Raw genomic sequence first — 14,786 nt, 5'->3', positions numbered from 1 at the left:
CAGCCGGGGCGGCGGGGGCTGCGGGCGCAGCCGTGGCGGCGGGGGCGGCGGGCGCAGGTGCAGCCGGAGCGGCGGCGGGCGCTACAACGGGAAGTTCACGGGTGGCAGGATGCACAGCTGTCGCGGTGCCGGACGTTCCGTTGGCGGGAGAGGCGTCACTAGCTTCAAAGGATTCGAACAGGGGCCACCACTTGGAGTCGACCGTGTTCTTGTCCTGCTGGTAACGCTCATACAGTTCGTCAACGAGCCACTCGTTTCCGCCAAATTCCTCTGGTAGACGGTGGCTAGGCTGCTCTGGCACTTGAAATACGCCTCTTCCGTGAGTTTGATTCCCTCTGGCTTCCACGGTGCCTCGGCACAACGATTGAGCCAGTCTCTGCGTCCAGTGAACCCAGACCCATGCCAGTCTAGTGAGGATTCTTGCCAAACCGCCAATAAGCGTGACCCAAATCATGATCCGCCCCGGCAGCCGCCGAATTGCGGTGAAGAAGAGTTGCAGAATCGGCCCCGGATGCGGCCCTCATGCGGTGCCCTGCGCGAGGCCGGACGCGGTGCTGGCCCCGGCGCCGGAGGCGGTGCCGGCCCCGCCGGAAACCCACCTAGAATGCAGTGAGAACCCGTTTGTCGCCGACGGTGCCAGCTGCGGGTGCCAGCAAAGGAGCAGCAGTGCGTTTCCTGAATGAGCCCACCACCGATCTGACCTACTCGGACCTCTTCCTGGTCCCGTCCCGGTCCGATGTCACCTCCCGCCTGGACGTCGACCTCGCGGCCGACGACAGGACCGGCTCCGCGATCCCGCTGGTGGCGGCGAACATGACGGCGGTCACGGGGAAGCGGATGGCCGAGACCATGGCCCGCCGCGGCGGCCTTGGCGTCCTGCCGCAGGACGTCCCGCTCGACGTCATCCGTGACGTCACGGCCTGGATCAAGGGACGCCACCCGGTCCTGGAAACCCCCGTCACGCTCGCGCCCACGGACACCGTCATTGATGCCCTCCACCTGATGGGCAAGCGGCCGCACGGGGCCGTTGTGGTGGTGGACGACTCCGGCGCGGTCACCGGTGTTGTCCGGGCCACCGACTGCGAGGGCCAGGACCGTTTCGCGTCCCTGGCCTCCGTCATCCGCCACCAGCCGCTGGTGCTCGACGCCGGACCGCTCGCCGGCGGATTGTTTGGGGGCGGGTCGGCGGCCGATGCTGCGCAGGCCCTCCGCGGCGCCTTTGAGGCGATGGACGCCGCCGGAACCGACTACGCACCGGTGCAGCAGGACGGGGTCCTGGCCGGCGTGCTCACCCGTAAGGGCGCCCTGCGCGCCACGCTCTACCGGCCGTCCCTGGACGACGAGGGCAGGCTGAAGGTCGCCGCCGCCGTCGGAATCAACGGGGACGTGGCCGGGCGGGCCGCCGAATTGCTGGCGGCCGGCGTCAACGTGCTGGTCCTCGACACCGCGCACGGGCACCAGCAGAAAATGTTCGACGCCCTCGCCGCCGTGAAGGGTCTCAACCCCGGCGTGCCGGTAGTCGCCGGCAACGTCGTCACCGGCGAGGCAACGCGTGAGCTCATCGAGGCCGGGGCGGACATCGTCAAGGTCGGCGTGGGTCCGGGCGCCATGTGCACCACGCGCATGATGACGGCCGTGGGCCGCCCGCAGTTCAGCGCCGTCCTGGAATGTTCCGCCGCGGCCCGGGAAGCGGGCGGCCGGGTGTGGGCCGACGGCGGGGTCCGCTACCCGCGCGACGTCGCGCTGGCCCTGGCCGCCGGGGCCAGCCAGGTCATGATCGGCTCCTGGTTCGCCGGTACGCACGAGAGCCCCGGGGACCTGCAGCTCGACGCCTCGGGCCGGCAGTACAAGGAGAGCTTCGGCATGGCGTCCGCCCGGGCGGTGCAGAACCGCAACCAACGCGAGGGCGCCTTCGAAAAGGACCGCAAGGCCCTCTTCGAGGAAGGCATCTCCACCTCCCGCATGTACGTCGACGCGGCCCGGCCCGGCGTCGAGGACCTGCTGGACATGATCACCGCGGGCTTGCGCAGTTCCATGAGCTACGCCGGCGCTGCCGATCTCGCCGCTTTCCGGGAACGCGCCGTGGCAGGCATCCAGTCCGCGGCCGGGTACGAGGAGGGCCGGCCCGTCCCGCAGAGCTGGTGAATCCGGCGCGGCCGGGGACGCGGGCGGTCGGGGGCTGGCGGCGGTTGCTCCTGTAGACTGAACTTCTTATGGACAGTAAATCTAGGTGCCGGCCTGGGGGCTGTCAGCGGAGTACGGAAACCGTGCCCGCCCAGTCCACCCGCAGAGCCGGCAAACCCCGTTCACGTGCCCATCATTCTCCGGCCGCACGCCATTCCGGAGCTTTCCAGGAAACAGGGTCGGCCGCCGCCGACCATCCTCCGCCAGACCGGGCCTTCCCGCATTTGCGTCCCCTGACGCGTCACGTGCCATGCGCTGCTGCGGAAGCAGGCCGCTGACATGGAATGGCTACTCCTCGCAGCAGGCCTCCTGCTCATCCTCGGCACCGGCTTCTTTGTCGCCGTGGAATTTTCCCTGGTCGCCCTGGACCAGGCCACTGTGCAGCGCGCCGTTGACACCGGCGACACCGCCGCCGAGCCGTTGCTCAGATGTCTCAAGTCACTCTCCACCCAGCTTTCCAGCTGCCAGCTGGGCATCACCATGACCACGCTGCTGACCGGCTATGTCATGGAACCGTCCGTGGGCAAGCTGCTCGAAGGCCCCCTCACCGCGCTCGGTGTCCCGCCGGCGGCGGCTGCCTCGCTGTCCCTGGTCCTGGCAATGGCGGTGGCCACCCTGCTCTCCATGGTGATCGGCGAACTGGTGCCCAAGAACATGGCCATCGCGCTGTCCTTCCCGATCGGCAAGGCCGTCGCCCGGCCCCAGCTGGTGTTCACCGCTATCTTCAAGCCCGCCATCGTGGTGCTCAACGGCTTCTCCAACAAGGTCCTCAACGTCTTCGGCCTGGAGGCCAAGGAGGAAATCTCCGGCGCCCGCACCCCGGCCGAGCTGGCCTCGCTGGTGCGCCGCTCCGCGGCCATGGGCACCCTCGACGCCGGAACGGCCAACTTCATCGCCCGAACCCTGAAGTTCTCCGGGCGGACCGCCGCGGACGTCATGACCCCCCGCATCCGCGTGGAGACCATCGACGCCGACCAGCCCGTCTCGGATATCGTCGAGGCCGCCAAGCGCACCGGATATTCCCGGTTCCCCGTGATCGGCGAGTCCTCCGATGACATCCGCGGCGTGGTCCACATCAAGAAGGCCATTGCCGTGCCCGCGGACCGCCGCGCCAAGCTGCAGGCGGGGGCCATCATGACCGACGTGCTCCGGGTCCCCGAAACCATCCACCTGGACGCCCTCCTCGCCGAACTGCGCGAGGGCAACCTGCAACTGGCCGTAGTCCTGGATGAATACGGTGGAACCGCTGGCATCACCACGCTGGAGGACCTCGTGGAGGAAATCGTCGGGGAAGTGGCCGATGAGCATGACAAGGTCCGGCCCGGCCTGCTCCAAAGCGCCTCCGGGGACTGGTACTTCCCGGGCCTGCTCCGGCCCGATGAACTCTCCGAACAGATCCCGGGCCTGACCGTGCCCGACGAGGCTGCCTACGAAACGGTGGGAGGCTACGTCATGAGCCAGCTCGGCCGCATCGCGGCAGTCGGCGACACGGTCGACGTCGTCGGCGGGACACTCAGCGTGACACGCATGGACGGCCGCCGGATCGACCGGATCTGTTTCCGGCCCATCCGCGTGTCCGGCGACGGCCAGCCCGCCAGCCAGGCAGGTGCCGCATGAGCGACTGGGCAGGAATCCTCTGGCTTGCGTTCCTCCTGGTGGGCAACGCCTTCTTCGTGGCCGCCGAATTCGCCGTCATGTCGGCCCGCCGCAGCCAGATCGAGCCGCTGGCCGAGGCAGGTTCCAAGCGCGCCCAGACCACACTGCGGGCGATGGAAAACGTTTCCCTCATGCTCGCCTGCGCCCAGCTCGGCATCACCGTCTGCTCGCTGCTGATCCTGCAGGTGGCCGAGCCCGCGATCCACCACCTCCTGGCCGTGCCGCTGGAAGCGGTGGGCGTCCCCGAGGAGGTCGCGAACATTGTGGCCTTCGCCGTCGCCCTGCTGTTGGTGACGTTCCTGCACGTCACGTTCGGCGAAATGGTGCCCAAGAACATCTCCGTGTCCGTCGCGGACAAGGCGGCGCTGCTGCTGGCGCCGCCGCTGATGTTCATCGGGCGGCTCGTCAAGCCCGTCATTGCGGCGCTTAACTGGTCCGCGAACCACATCCTGAAGCTGATGCGGATTGAGCCGAAGGACGAGGTGACCTCCACCTTCACCCTTGAAGAAGTGCAGTCGATCGTGCAGGAATCCACCCGCCACGGACTCGTGGACGACGACGCCGGACTCATCACCGGAGCGCTCGAGTTCTCCGAACACACCGCGTCCCGTGTGATGGTTCCGCTGGGCAAGCTCGTCATGCTCAAGGCGGCCACCACTCCGGTCGAATTCGAAAAGGCAGTGAGCCGGACCGGGTTCTCGCGCTTCCCGATGCTCGACGACGACGGCATGCTGGCCGGCTACCTCCACATCAAGGACGTGCTGTCCATCCCGGACGCCGGGTACCACCAGCCCATTGCGGAAAGCCGCATCCGGTCGCTGGCGAACCTCGCCATGGACGACGAAATCGAGCAGGCCATGTCCGTCATGCAGCGCACGGGTTCGCACCTGGCCCGCGTGATCGGACCCGACGGGCTGACCCAGGGCGTGTTGTTCCTCGAAGACGTGATCGAGCAGCTCGTCGGCGAAATCCGGGACGCGACGCAGGCCACCGGCTACCGCAGGCTGGGCCAGGACCAGTAAGGGACAGCCCAATAACGGGCAGCCCAGTAAGTGGCAGCCCAACAGCGGATGGGGCAGCTGCGGCCGGGCATTGGCGGGGCACGCCGTGTATCCCTAAATAGGAATGATTCCTATTTAGGGATACACTCGGGCTGTTGCTATTGCTCCTGATTCTCAATAACAGATCCGAGGTTTTCCGTGCGTCGTCCCGCTGCCCGAGTCCTGCTGGCTGGTCTTGCCGGCCTGGGCCTCCTGCTCACCGCGTGCAGTCCGACGTCCGGCAGCCTGCGGGGGACCGCGGGGGACGGCATGGTCAACGTCGTCGCATCCACCAGCGTGTACGGCGACATCGTCTCCAGCATCGGCGGCGACAAGGTCCGGGTCAGCTCGATCATCAACCGCACCAGCCAGGACCCGCACTCGTACGAGGCGACCACGCAGGACAAGCTGGCCGTCTCCAAGGCCGAGCTGGTGGTGGAGAACGGCGGGGGATACGACGCCTTCATGGACACGCTGGCGACCGACACCGGACTGGACCGCGGCAGCGTCATCAGCGCCGTGGACGTTTCAGGCCTTGTCTCCGAAAGCGCTGCCAGCGAAAGCCCGGCAGCGGCGAGCCCCGACTCCGCCGGCCACACCCACGGGTCCACGGGGCTGAACGAACACGTCTGGTACAGCCTGCCTGCCATGTCCCGCCTCGCGGACGCCGTCGCCGAGAAGCTGGGCTCGCTGGAACCGGCCTCGGCGCAGACGTTCCGGAGCAACGCGGCGGCCTTCAAGGACTCGCTCGGAGGCCTGGAAGCGAAGCTCGCCGCCATCAAGTCCTCGGCGGGCCACGCGCCCGTGGCCGTCACCGAGCCCGTACCGCTTTACCTGCTCGAGGACGCCGGACTGGAGAACGAGACCCCGGCCGAGTACACGGCGGCGATCGAGGAGGACGCCGACGTCCCACCCGCAGTGCTCAAGACCACCGTCGATCTCGTGGCATCCCGGGGCGTAAGGCTGCTGGCCTACAATACTCAGACCGAGGGACCGCAGACGGCGGCGGTGAAAAAGGCCGCCGAGAACGCCGGCGTCCCGGTCGTGAACTTCAGCGAGACCCTCCCGGACGGCCAGTCCTATCTGCAGTGGATGACCGGAAACGTGGAGAGCATCGGCAAGGCCCTAGGATGATCGCAACAGCGGGAGCAGCCATCTCCGCGGAAAATCGAGGAAACCCCTTTTGACACCGGTAGTGAGCCTGCGCGGCGCCTCCCTGGCGTTCGGCCAACGGACTCTCTGGGAGGGCCTGGACCTGGACATCAACCCGGGTGAATTCTTTGCCGTGCTCGGGCCCAACGGCAGCGGCAAGACCACCTTCCTGAAGGTCCTGCTGGGACTGCAGGAACTGAGCACGGGAACGGCCGTGCTCGACGGCCACCCCGTTGAGCGGGGAAGCCGCCGGATCGGCTACGTGCCCCAGCAGAAATCATTCGACCCCGATACGCCCCTGCGCGCCCGCGACCTCGTGGCCCTCGGCGTAGACGGCCACCGCTGGGGCATCCGCCTCGGCAGCGCCAAGGTGAACCGTAAAGTCGATGAACTCCTGGAGCTTGTGGGCGCCACCGATTACGCCAAGGTGCCGGTGGGGCAGCTTTCCGGCGGTGAGCAGCAGCGCCTCCGCGTGGCGCAAGCCCTCGCGACCGATCCCAAGGTGCTGCTATGCGACGAGCCGCTGCTCTCCCTTGACCTTCAGCACCAGCAGGGCGTCAGCGCGCTGATCAACAGGCAATGCCGCGACGCGGACAGCGCCGTGGTGTTCGTGACCCACGAGATCAACCCGATCATGGACTACGTGGACCGGGTCCTGTACCTGGCCGGCGGAAAGTTCCGGGTGGGCACACCCGCGGAGGTCATGACCACCGAGGTGCTCTCCGATTTGTATGACAGCCGTGTTGAAGTCATCCAGGCCAACGGCCGGCTGATCGTCGTCGGGCTGCCGGATGCCGCGACGCACCACCATCTGGACGCGCACTCAGTCGCGGGCGAGGTGGGCTAAATGGATCTGGGCGACCTGCTGCACTCAATCTTCAACTTCGAAAACTACGGCGAGCTGCTGGTCCTGGTGCAGAACTCCATCTGGGCCGGCGCCGTCCTCGGGCTGCTCGGCGGAATCATGGGCACCTTCGTGATGAAACGCGACCTCGCCTTCGCCGTCCACGGAATCTCGGAACTCTCCTTTGCCGGCGCGGCGTTCGCACTGCTGATCGGCGCCGACATCATCCTCGGCTCGCTAGCGGGATCCGTGCTGGCAGCCCTGGTGCTCGGCGTGATGGGGGTCCGCGCACGGGACAAGAACTCGATCATCGGCGTCATCATGCCCTTCGGGCTTGGCCTGGGCATCCTCTTCCTATCCCTGTACGAGGGCCGGGCGGCCAACAAGTTCGGCCTGCTCACCGGGCAGATCGTGTCGGTCGGGACCGTCCAGCTGCAGGTCCTGGCGGTCGCCGCCGTCGTGGTGATGCTGGCGTTGGCCGCCATCTGGCGGCCGTTGACCTTTGCCAGTGTCGACCCCGACGTCGCCACCGCCCGCGGCGTCCCGGTGCGGGCCCTGGCCCTTGGGTTCATGGTGCTGCTGGGCATCAGCGTGGCGCTGTCCATCCAGATTGTCGGCGCCCTGCTGGTGCTGGCCCTCCTGATCACGCCCGCGGCGGCGGCGATGCGCGTCACGTCCTCGCCCCGGCTGGTGGTCACGCTGAGCATCGTTTTCGCGATGACGGCGACCGTCGGAGGCATCCTGCTGGCCCTCGGCGGCCGGCTGCCGATCAGCCCCTATGTGACCACGCTGTCGTTCCTGATCTACGTGGCCTGCCGGATGATCGGCAGTGCCCGGGCCAGGCGGGGGCTCAACGGGCGGGTGGTGCGGAGCGCGGGAGCTGTGGCTTAAACGCTCTCACGCCTTTGCGGCGGAATTTCCCCAGGTTAGCCGCCGGCAGCCGGCGGGTCCCTGCGCCCCGCCGGTGATTTCCGGGGTCACGAGGTCAAAGGTGGGGAATTTCAGCAGCTCCGGCTACTGGCCGGGCTGACTGGCTGTGCATTCGGGGCACAGTCCGAAGATTTCCACGGTGTGCTCCACTGCGGTGAAGCCGTGCTCATTCGCGATCCGCGCGGCCCAGGCCTCGACCGCCGGTGCTTCCACTTCCACGGCCTTGCCGCAGTTCCGGCACAGCAGGTGATGGTGGTGCCCGGTGACGGCGCACCGCCGGTACACCGCCTCGCCGTCGGCGTTGCGTAGGACATCCACCAGCCCGTCGTCGGCGAGGGACTGCAGGATCCGGTAGGAGGTCGCGAGGGACACCGCGGTGCCGCGCTCCTGGAGGATGCGGTGCAGTTCCTGGGTGCTGACGAAGTCCGCCAGGTCGTCCAAGGCGGCACTGACGGCGAGGCGTTGCTTGGTGACGCGCTGTTCCTTGCCCTGCACGGGTGCCGAGGCCGGAGTCCGGCTGCTGCCGGTGGTAGCGCCTTGGGACATCGTGGAACTCGCTTCGTCATAAGAATTTGCGGGTGGGACTCGCTAAGGGTGGCAATGTCCAAGATTACCAGCGCCCAAGATTGCCAGCACCGCTCCGTGGACACTGTGACGGCTGGTGCCTAGGCTGGCCGGATGAAGCTGACCAAATTTACTCACGCCTGTGTCCGCCTCGAACAGGACGGCCGGGTGCTGGTGTTTGACCCGGGCACCTTTTCGGAGACGGACCAGGCCCTGGCCGGAGCACATGCTGTGCTCATTACCCACGAGCACGCGGACCATGTGGACGTCGACGCCGTCGCCGCGGCGTTGCAGTCGAACACCACCCTTGAGCTTTTCGCCCCGGAGGCCGTGGCCGCGACGCTCCGCGGCAAGGCGCCCGACGCCGGAAGCCGCATCCATGCGGCGGCCGCGGGCGAGGAATTTGAAACGTCGGGCTTCGCCATCAGGACCTTTGGCGGCCAGCACGCCCTCATCCATCCGCAGATCCCCGTGGTGGCCAACGTCGGCTACCTCGTCGACGGCAACGTCTACCACCCGGGGGACTCCTTCGCGATCCCCGACGGCGTCGACGTCAAGACGCTGCTTGTACCCATCCACGCCCCGTGGAACAAGGTGGGCGAAGTGGTGGATTTTGTCATCGGTGTCCGTGCACCACAGGCCTTCCCGATCCACGACGCGCTGCTGAACGAGCTGGGCCGCGGCCTGGTGGAGGGGCACGTGACCCGGATCGGCGCCAAGTACGGCACCGAGTACCGGCACCTCTCCAGCGGCGATACAGCGGAGGTTTAGCCTCCGCGGGCGCCTTGGCGGGCTGGCGGGCGTACTGGCGGGCGGGCTGGCGGGCCGGTTTAGGCCGGCCAGGCGCCGGTCCGGAAGAACTCGCGCAGCACGGCCTCATGGGGTTCGGGATCCAGGCCGTGGGCCTCCAGCCACTCCGGGTTGTAGTAATTCCCGGCATAGCGGTCCCCGGCGTCGCACATCAGGGTCACAACACTGCCCCGGCGGCCCTCCGCGATCATCCCGGCGATAAGCTGCCACGCGCCCCAGAGGTTGGTCCCGGTGGACGGACCCGCGTGCAGACCGGCGTGGTCCCTCAGATGCCGCATGGCCGCCACCGACGCGGCGTCGGGAACCTGGATCATGTGGTCGATCACGGCGGGCACAAAACTCGGCTCCATCCGCGGCCGGCCGATGCCCTCGATGCGGGAGGGCAATCCCGCCGCGGGTACGGCGGCTGTCCCGCCGTCGGGCCGGCTGTTCCGCCAGCCCGGATAGAACGCGGAATTTTCCGGGTCGACGACGGCGAGGGCCGTCTCGTAGCGGTGGTAGCGCAGGTACCGGCCAATCGTGGCGCTGGTCCCGCCAGTGCCGGCCCCCACCACAACCCAGCGGGGAACCGGGTGCTCCTCCAGCGCCAGCTGGCCGAAGATCGATTCGGCGATGTTGTTGTTCCCGCGCCAGTCCGTGGCCCGTTCGGCGTACGTGAATTGGTCCATGTAGTGTCCGCCTGTGCTGCTGGCCAGATCCGCGGCGGCCTCGTAGACCTCGGAGGCGTGGTCCACCAGATGGCAGGAGCCGCCGAACTGTTCGATCAGGGCGATTTTCTCGCGGCTGGTGGTCCGGGTCATCACGGCGATAAAGGGCAGTCCCAGCAGCTGCGCAAAATAGGCTTCGGAGACGGCGGTGCTGCCGCTGGATGCCTCCACGATAGTGGTGCCTTCCCGGATCCAGCCGTTGACAAGGCCGAAGAGGAACAGGGACCGGGCCAGCCGGTGCTTGAGGCTGCCGGTGCGGTGGGTGGATTCGTCCTTCAGGTACAGCTGCACGCCCCAGTGCTCCGGGAGCGGCACCGAATACAGGTGGGTGTCGGCTGAGCGGTTGTTTTCGGCGTTGATCCGGCGGACGGCTTCGTCGGCCCATGCCCGGTCCTGCAGATGCGCGGTGTTCACCGCTACAGCCTACCGGGGGCGGTGGGACGCCAAAGATAGAGTGGGGAAATGGACACAATTCTCGATGCTGCCGCCCTCAAGGACCGGATGGACGACGCCGGCGCAGCCGGCCAGCGCACAGTACTCCTCGACGTTCGCTGGGCGCTGGGAGATCCCCACGGTCACGATCACTACCTGCGCGGACACATCCCCGGGGCCGTCTTCGTGGATCTCGCCACTGAACTTGCCGGACCGGCGGAACCGGCACGCGGCAGGCATCCGTTGCCGCCGTCGGAGCAGTTCCAGGAGTCTGCGCGCCGCTGGGGCATCAACGACGGCGATGCGGTCGTAGCGTACGACGACAGCGGCAACATGGCTGCGGCCCGGCTGTGGTGGATGCTGCGCAACGCCGGCTTTAGTTCTGTGTACCTGCTCGACGGCGGCCTGGCCGCGTGGCGGGCTGCCGGGTTCGAGCTGGTTGCCGGACCCGAACAGAACGCACCCGGAAACGTCACCCTGTCCGACGGCGCCATGCCCGCGATCGACGCCGGACAAGCCGCCACTTGGGGCCGGCAGGGGCTGCTGTTGGACGCCCGGGCGGGGGAGCGGTACCGCGGTGAAATCGAGCCCGTGGATCCCCGCGCCGGCCATATTCCGGGGGCCGTCAGTGCCCCCACTACCGGGAACCTGCGCGCTGACGGGCGCTTCCTGGCCCCGGCGGAGCTGCGGGAGCGCTTCGAACGGCTCGGTTACCGGGACGGTGTCCCCACTGCCGTGTACTGCGGATCCGGAGTGACGGCGGCCCATGAAATCGCCGCCCTCGAGATTGCCGGCTTTTCCGCTGCCCTCTATCCGGGGTCCTTTTCGGAGTGGTGCCACGGTCCCGAGAACGATGTTGTCACCGGGCCGGAACCGTACGCCGAGGACGCGGCTTCACACTGAGGGCCAGCACGAGCACCGGACGGCCCGCGCAGGCTGCCCAGAGCTCCTCCAGTTCCTCCTGGGGCAGTCAATGATTCCTAGGCTGCGGCGATGGCCGAAGCGGTGTCCCCGGCAGGGGCGGCGCGGTGGAACGGTACGTGTGGCCGGTGGGGGTGGTGAGTTCGATGGTGTGCCTCGCGCCGATGCTCGAGGCGGATCCGGGTGCGGCTCCGGGGCTGGGGCGTGCTTTCCAGCCGGGGGTTTCTTTGGTGTGGTTGCAGGCTTCGCAGCGGCCGGCGGCGTTGTCCGTGGTGGTCGGGCCGCCGGTATGCCAGGGGACGATGTGGTCCAGGTGGCGGATGGGCGCGTCGCAGTAGGGGGTGCGGCAGGTGTCGTCGCGGGCCAGGATGAATCGGCGGTGCCCGGCGGGGAAGAGCCGGGCGCGGGAGTCCATGGCGATGAGCTCGCCGGTGCCGGGGTGGGTGTAGAGGCGGCGGAGCCAGAGGGTGAACGCGGGGTCATCGGCCCTCCCGGCGGTGCCGCCCGGTTGAGGGGGACCGCCGGACTGGCCGTCACCGTTTCTGTCCGTGTTTGGGGCCGCGGCGCCGGGTCCAGGGGGACCACTGTGTCCCGGGGAACCGCCGCCGTCACCGCTGTGGGCGCCGGCCGTGCCGTTGATGAGGCTGCGGGCCCAGCCGGCGGGGACGGTGCCGTAGCCGGGAAGCCGGGCCGGTTCGGCGCCGGCCTGGAAGAGGGTGCGGTCGGTGATGACGAGCTGGATCTCGACGCCGCTGATCCCGCCGGGGGTGCCGGTGGTGCGTTCGACCAGGGCATCGGCCATCAGCTGCCCGCGGCCCCTCGGGTCCCCGGCGGCGCGGAGGGTGTCGGCGTGCCCGCTCAGGGCCTTGTAGGCGGCGACGCCCTGGGCGACGGGGAGCAGGGCGGTGAGGTGGCACATGGTGTCGGGGGCCGGTCGGAGGCTGACGTGCCGCTCGGTGGSGGCGTGCGCGGCTCGTTCGGTCACGGAGCGGGGGTCCAGCCGGTAGGCGGCGGCCCGGGCCGCGGCGACCAGGGACCGGTCACCGGCRCCGGCGAACGTCCCGGTGTCGGGCGCGAGTTCCTCGTCCGGGTGATTCGCGGCGGGCGAGGGCGATCTGCGCGCCGACACCGGTCCCGAGTTCCTTGGCCGGAACCCCGGCGGCGGCTTGTTCGCGGCGTTGGAGCAGGTCGAACGCCACGGCGTGCCGGGCCTGTTCCGCGGACGCGGCGGACTTCAGGTCTTCCAGGTCCCGGATCTCGTCGATCAGGGCGGCGGCGCTGTCCGGGGCCGGGAGGAAAGCCAGGATCCGGGCCAGTTCAGCGACGGTCACCGCAGTTGCCGATGCCGGGTCTGCCGGAACCACTTCGGGCCCTTGATTGCCGTCCATGAGTTAAGTGTCCCTGCGGGCTATGACATTAATGGCCCTCCGGAACCGTTCCACCGCTTCGGAAGCCATCGGGGAGCTTCCGGGCGTAACTCCAGGAACGCTGCCCAGGAAAACGTCGAGCCGAAAACGCATCAGCAATGCGTCGATAGCGGAGTGAAGCTCGTCAAGCCGCCGGTACTGTTCGAGGATCCCGGCGCGGTCCTCGGGCTGACGCTGGTCCCGGAGCACGCGGGAGCAGAATGCGAGCAACTCCTGGAGGTCCTCGTCACCGTGCCCTGCCACTGATGAAGCCTCGTCGGGCCCCTGCTTGCCGTCCATGAACCCAGTCTCCGTCGGGGTCCGACATTAATAGGAACAGCCGAGGCGGGCGGACGCGCGAGGCCATATCGGACCGCAACCGTGGCCTCATTGTTGACATGTCTCCCGCGGCGGCGCGGTCTCCGGTGCGCAGACCGCCCACACGTGACCCGCAGCGTGGCCCCGCACCCCAAAGTGGAATACATCCCGGGACCGGGGGTAGCGTCAACGTATGACACCTGGACGTCCCGTACCCCCGCCCCTTGCCAAGCCGCTGCCGGATTTGGACACCACAGACACCAAATCCGCCACCGCGGACAGCGCCGCTCAGAAGGCCGGCCCCACTCTCGCTGCTGCGTACGGTGCCACCTCACCGGACAGCGGGCTTGTTCCCTTGACCGTGTCCCGACGGGCGCCGAAGGCGGACGACGTCGAGATCGCCGTCGAATTCTGCGGACTGTGCCACTCGGACGTGCACGCCACCCGGGGCGAATGGGGCGGCGACACCTACCCGTTGATCCCGGGCCACGAGATCGTCGGCCGGGTCACCCGGCTCGGTTCCGCCGTCGACGACTTCACGGTGGGTGAGCGCGTGGGCGTGGGCTGCATCGTGGACTCCTGCCGAGAGTGCGAGAGCTGCCTGGACGGCCTCGAGCAGTACTGCGAAAACGCCGCCGTGGGAACCTACGGGGCGAAGGATGCCCGCAACGACGGCGCCATCACCCAGGGCGGGTATGCCACGTCGATCGTGGTGGACCGGCACTATGTCCTGCGGGTGCCGGAAGCCCTGGACCCCGCCGCCGCGGCGCCCCTGCTGTGCGCCGGCATCACCACATATTCGCCCCTGAACCACTTCGAGGTCGAGGAAGGCGACGTCGTCGGCGTCGTCGGACTGGGCGGCCTCGGCCATATGGCCGTCAAGATCGCCAAGGCCATGGGCGCCGAGGTCAAGGTCTTCACGACGTCGGAGAACAAGTTCGACGCAGCGCGCGAGCTCGGCGCCGACGACGTCATCCTCTCCACCGACCCGGCCGCGATGGAAGCCGCGAACCGCAGTATCGACGTCATCATCGACACCGTCGCCGCACCGCACGACCTCAACCCCTACTTCCGCACCCTGGGCCTGGACGGCGTGCTGTTCCAGCTGGGCCTGCCCGCCGAAGCGATGCCGCCAGTCAACCCCGGGGTGCTGATCCGGCGCAGGATCGCCTATGCGGGTTCGCTGATCGGCGGCATCGCCGAGACGCAGGAGATGCTGGACTTCTGCGCCGAGCACGGCGTGGTGTCCGACGTCGAGGTGGTCGGCGCGGACCAGCTCAACGAAGCCTACGACCGCATGGTGGCAGGCGACGTCAAGTACCGTTTTGTCCTGGACGTCAGTACCCTGGGGTCCCCGGCAGAAAAGGCGGACGCATGAGCACTCTCTTCACCAAAATCATCAACGGCGAGATCCCGGGCCGCTTCGTCTGGCGCGAGGACGACGTCGTGGCGTTCCTGACCATGGGCCCGCTGGCCGACGGGCACACGCTCGTGGTGCCCACCGAGGAAGTGGACCGCTGGACGGATGCCTCGCCCGAGGTCCTCGGCCGGGTCATGGAGGTTGCCCGCAAGATCGGCGCCGTCCAGGTGGAGGTGTTCGACGCCGCCAGGGCCGGGCTGATCGTGGCCGGCTACGAAATCAACCACATGCACGTCCATGTGTGGCCATCGAACTCAATGGCGGACTTTGATTTCGGCTCCGTGGACCAGCACCCGGATCCGGCCACGCTGGACGCCAACGCGGAGAAGCTCCGCGAGGGCCTGCGCACGGCCGGCCACGCGGAGCACGTCCCGGCCGCCTAGGTCCCGCCCGGACATTCCC

14 protein-coding genes and 1 pseudogene are annotated in these 14,786 nt (G+C 68.3%); 10 read left to right on the top strand and 5 right to left on the bottom strand.

Features of this window, described 5'->3' with window-relative positions; all coding sequences use genetic code 11:
- Nucleotides 1-301, bottom strand: a 301-nt coding sequence (locus tag AC1D0A_RS05975) for a 2-oxoglutarate dehydrogenase E1 subunit family protein (protein ID WP_476945373.1), incomplete at its 3' end; no start/stop codon positions are given.
- A gap of 365 nt (nt 302-666) precedes the next feature.
- On the opposite strand from AC1D0A_RS05975, the gene AC1D0A_RS05970 reads away from it, so the two are divergent.
- The 6 genes from AC1D0A_RS05970 to AC1D0A_RS05945 all read left to right on the top strand — a co-directional run bounded on the left by AC1D0A_RS05970 (nt 667) and on the right by AC1D0A_RS05945 (nt 7,767).
- A complete protein-coding gene (locus tag AC1D0A_RS05970) occupies nt 667-2,145 on the top strand; it encodes a GuaB1 family IMP dehydrogenase-related protein (protein ID WP_476945372.1) in 1,479 nt (492 codons plus the stop codon).
- A 318-nt stretch (nt 2,146-2,463) separates the two neighbouring features.
- Nucleotides 2,464-3,801: a hemolysin family protein gene (locus AC1D0A_RS05965; protein WP_028277498.1), complete on the top strand. Its 1,338-nt coding sequence runs from the start codon at nt 2,464-2,466 to the stop codon at nt 3,799-3,801.
- Nucleotides 3,798-4,862 carry a hemolysin family protein gene (locus AC1D0A_RS05960; RefSeq protein ID WP_028277499.1) on the top strand — a complete coding sequence of 355 codons (1,065 nt, stop codon included), beginning with the start codon at nt 3,798-3,800 and terminating at the stop codon, nt 4,860-4,862. The genes AC1D0A_RS05965 and AC1D0A_RS05960 overlap by 4 nt, the downstream gene beginning before the upstream one ends.
- 177 nt (nt 4,863-5,039) lie before the next feature.
- Nucleotides 5,040-6,014, top strand: coding sequence for a metal ABC transporter solute-binding protein, Zn/Mn family (locus AC1D0A_RS05955; protein ID WP_243181232.1), 975 nt, complete (start codon nt 5,040-5,042; stop codon nt 6,012-6,014).
- A gap of 49 nt (nt 6,015-6,063) precedes the next feature.
- A complete protein-coding gene (locus AC1D0A_RS05950) occupies nt 6,064-6,879 on the top strand; it encodes a metal ABC transporter ATP-binding protein (RefSeq protein WP_243181233.1) in 816 nt (271 codons plus the stop codon).
- Nucleotides 6,880-7,767: a metal ABC transporter permease gene (locus AC1D0A_RS05945; protein ID WP_243181234.1), complete on the top strand. Its 888-nt coding sequence runs from the start codon at nt 6,880-6,882 to the stop codon at nt 7,765-7,767. It abuts the gene before it with no gap.
- Nucleotides 7,768-7,890: 123 nt separating this feature from the next.
- On the opposite strand, the gene AC1D0A_RS05940 is transcribed toward AC1D0A_RS05945, so the two are convergent.
- Nucleotides 7,891-8,352, bottom strand: a complete 462-nt coding sequence (locus tag AC1D0A_RS05940) for a Fur family transcriptional regulator (RefSeq protein WP_223916071.1) — start codon at nt 8,350-8,352, stop codon at nt 7,891-7,893.
- A gap of 132 nt (nt 8,353-8,484) precedes the next feature.
- Here AC1D0A_RS05940 and AC1D0A_RS05935 point away from each other — a divergent pair, with 132 nt between their 5' ends.
- Complete coding sequence (locus AC1D0A_RS05935) at nt 8,485-9,141, top strand: MBL fold metallo-hydrolase (protein ID WP_476945371.1); 657 nt, start codon at nt 8,485-8,487, stop codon at nt 9,139-9,141.
- A gap of 59 nt (nt 9,142-9,200) precedes the next feature.
- Here the strand turns inward: AC1D0A_RS05935 and cds1 are convergent, their stop codons facing one another.
- A complete protein-coding gene (gene cds1 / locus AC1D0A_RS05930) occupies nt 9,201-10,301 on the bottom strand; it encodes an L-cysteine desulfhydrase Cds1 (protein WP_476945370.1) in 1,101 nt (366 codons plus the stop codon).
- Nucleotides 10,302-10,349: 48 nt separating this feature from the next.
- Here cds1 and AC1D0A_RS05925 point away from each other — a divergent pair, with 48 nt between their 5' ends.
- A complete protein-coding gene (locus AC1D0A_RS05925; RefSeq protein ID WP_476945369.1) occupies nt 10,350-11,222 on the top strand; it encodes a sulfurtransferase in 873 nt (290 codons plus the stop codon).
- A 67-nt stretch (nt 11,223-11,289) separates the two neighbouring features.
- On the opposite strand, the pseudogene AC1D0A_RS05920 reads toward AC1D0A_RS05925, so the two are convergent.
- Both AC1D0A_RS05920 and AC1D0A_RS05915 read right to left on the bottom strand, forming a co-directional pair.
- A pseudogene (locus AC1D0A_RS05920) lies at nt 11,290-12,628 on the bottom strand (HNH endonuclease).
- Nucleotides 12,629-12,631: 3 nt separating this feature from the next.
- Nucleotides 12,632-12,946, bottom strand: coding sequence for a hypothetical protein (locus tag AC1D0A_RS05915; RefSeq protein WP_243181239.1), 315 nt, complete (start codon nt 12,944-12,946; stop codon nt 12,632-12,634).
- Nucleotides 12,947-13,157: 211 nt separating this feature from the next.
- Here AC1D0A_RS05915 and AC1D0A_RS05910 point away from each other — a divergent pair, with 211 nt between their 5' ends.
- Together AC1D0A_RS05910 and AC1D0A_RS05905 are read left to right on the top strand one after the other, a co-directional pair.
- A complete protein-coding gene (locus AC1D0A_RS05910; protein WP_476943322.1) occupies nt 13,158-14,342 on the top strand; it encodes an NAD(P)-dependent alcohol dehydrogenase in 1,185 nt (394 codons plus the stop codon).
- Nucleotides 14,339-14,767 carry an HIT family protein gene (locus AC1D0A_RS05905; protein WP_028276083.1) on the top strand — a complete coding sequence of 143 codons (429 nt, stop codon included), beginning with the start codon at nt 14,339-14,341 and terminating at the stop codon, nt 14,765-14,767. The genes AC1D0A_RS05910 and AC1D0A_RS05905 overlap by 4 nt, the downstream gene beginning before the upstream one ends.
- Nucleotides 14,768-14,786: the final 19 nt, after the last annotated feature.

It is taken from the genome of Arthrobacter sp. P1_D4 (assembly GCF_056406115.1).
Note: the sequence above shows the minus strand (reverse complement) of the source record. Positions and strands in the feature narration are given on the sequence as shown.

Bases quoted from the DNA above. Each gene is read 5' to 3' on its own strand.
- AC1D0A_RS05965 (WP_028277498.1), top strand. From the start codon at position 2,464: ATGGAATGGCTACTCCTCGCAGCAGGCCTCCTGCTCATCCTCGGCACC.
- AC1D0A_RS05960 (WP_028277499.1), top strand. From the start codon at position 3,798: ATGAGCGACTGGGCAGGAATCCTCTGGCTTGCGTTCCTCCTGGTGGGC.
- AC1D0A_RS05945 (WP_243181234.1), top strand. From the start codon at position 6,880: ATGGATCTGGGCGACCTGCTGCACTCAATCTTCAACTTCGAAAACTAC.
- AC1D0A_RS05940 (WP_223916071.1), bottom strand. From the start codon at position 8,352: ATGTCCCAAGGCGCTACCACCGGCAGCAGCCGGACTCCGGCCTCGGCA.
- AC1D0A_RS05935 (WP_476945371.1), top strand. From the start codon at position 8,485: ATGAAGCTGACCAAATTTACTCACGCCTGTGTCCGCCTCGAACAGGAC.
- AC1D0A_RS05925 (WP_476945369.1), top strand. From the start codon at position 10,350: ATGGACACAATTCTCGATGCTGCCGCCCTCAAGGACCGGATGGACGAC.
- AC1D0A_RS05915 (WP_243181239.1), bottom strand. From the start codon at position 12,946: ATGGACGGCAAGCAGGGGCCCGACGAGGCTTCATCAGTGGCAGGGCAC.
- AC1D0A_RS05910 (WP_476943322.1), top strand. From the start codon at position 13,158: ATGACACCTGGACGTCCCGTACCCCCGCCCCTTGCCAAGCCGCTGCCG.
- AC1D0A_RS05905 (WP_028276083.1), top strand. From the start codon at position 14,339: ATGAGCACTCTCTTCACCAAAATCATCAACGGCGAGATCCCGGGCCGC.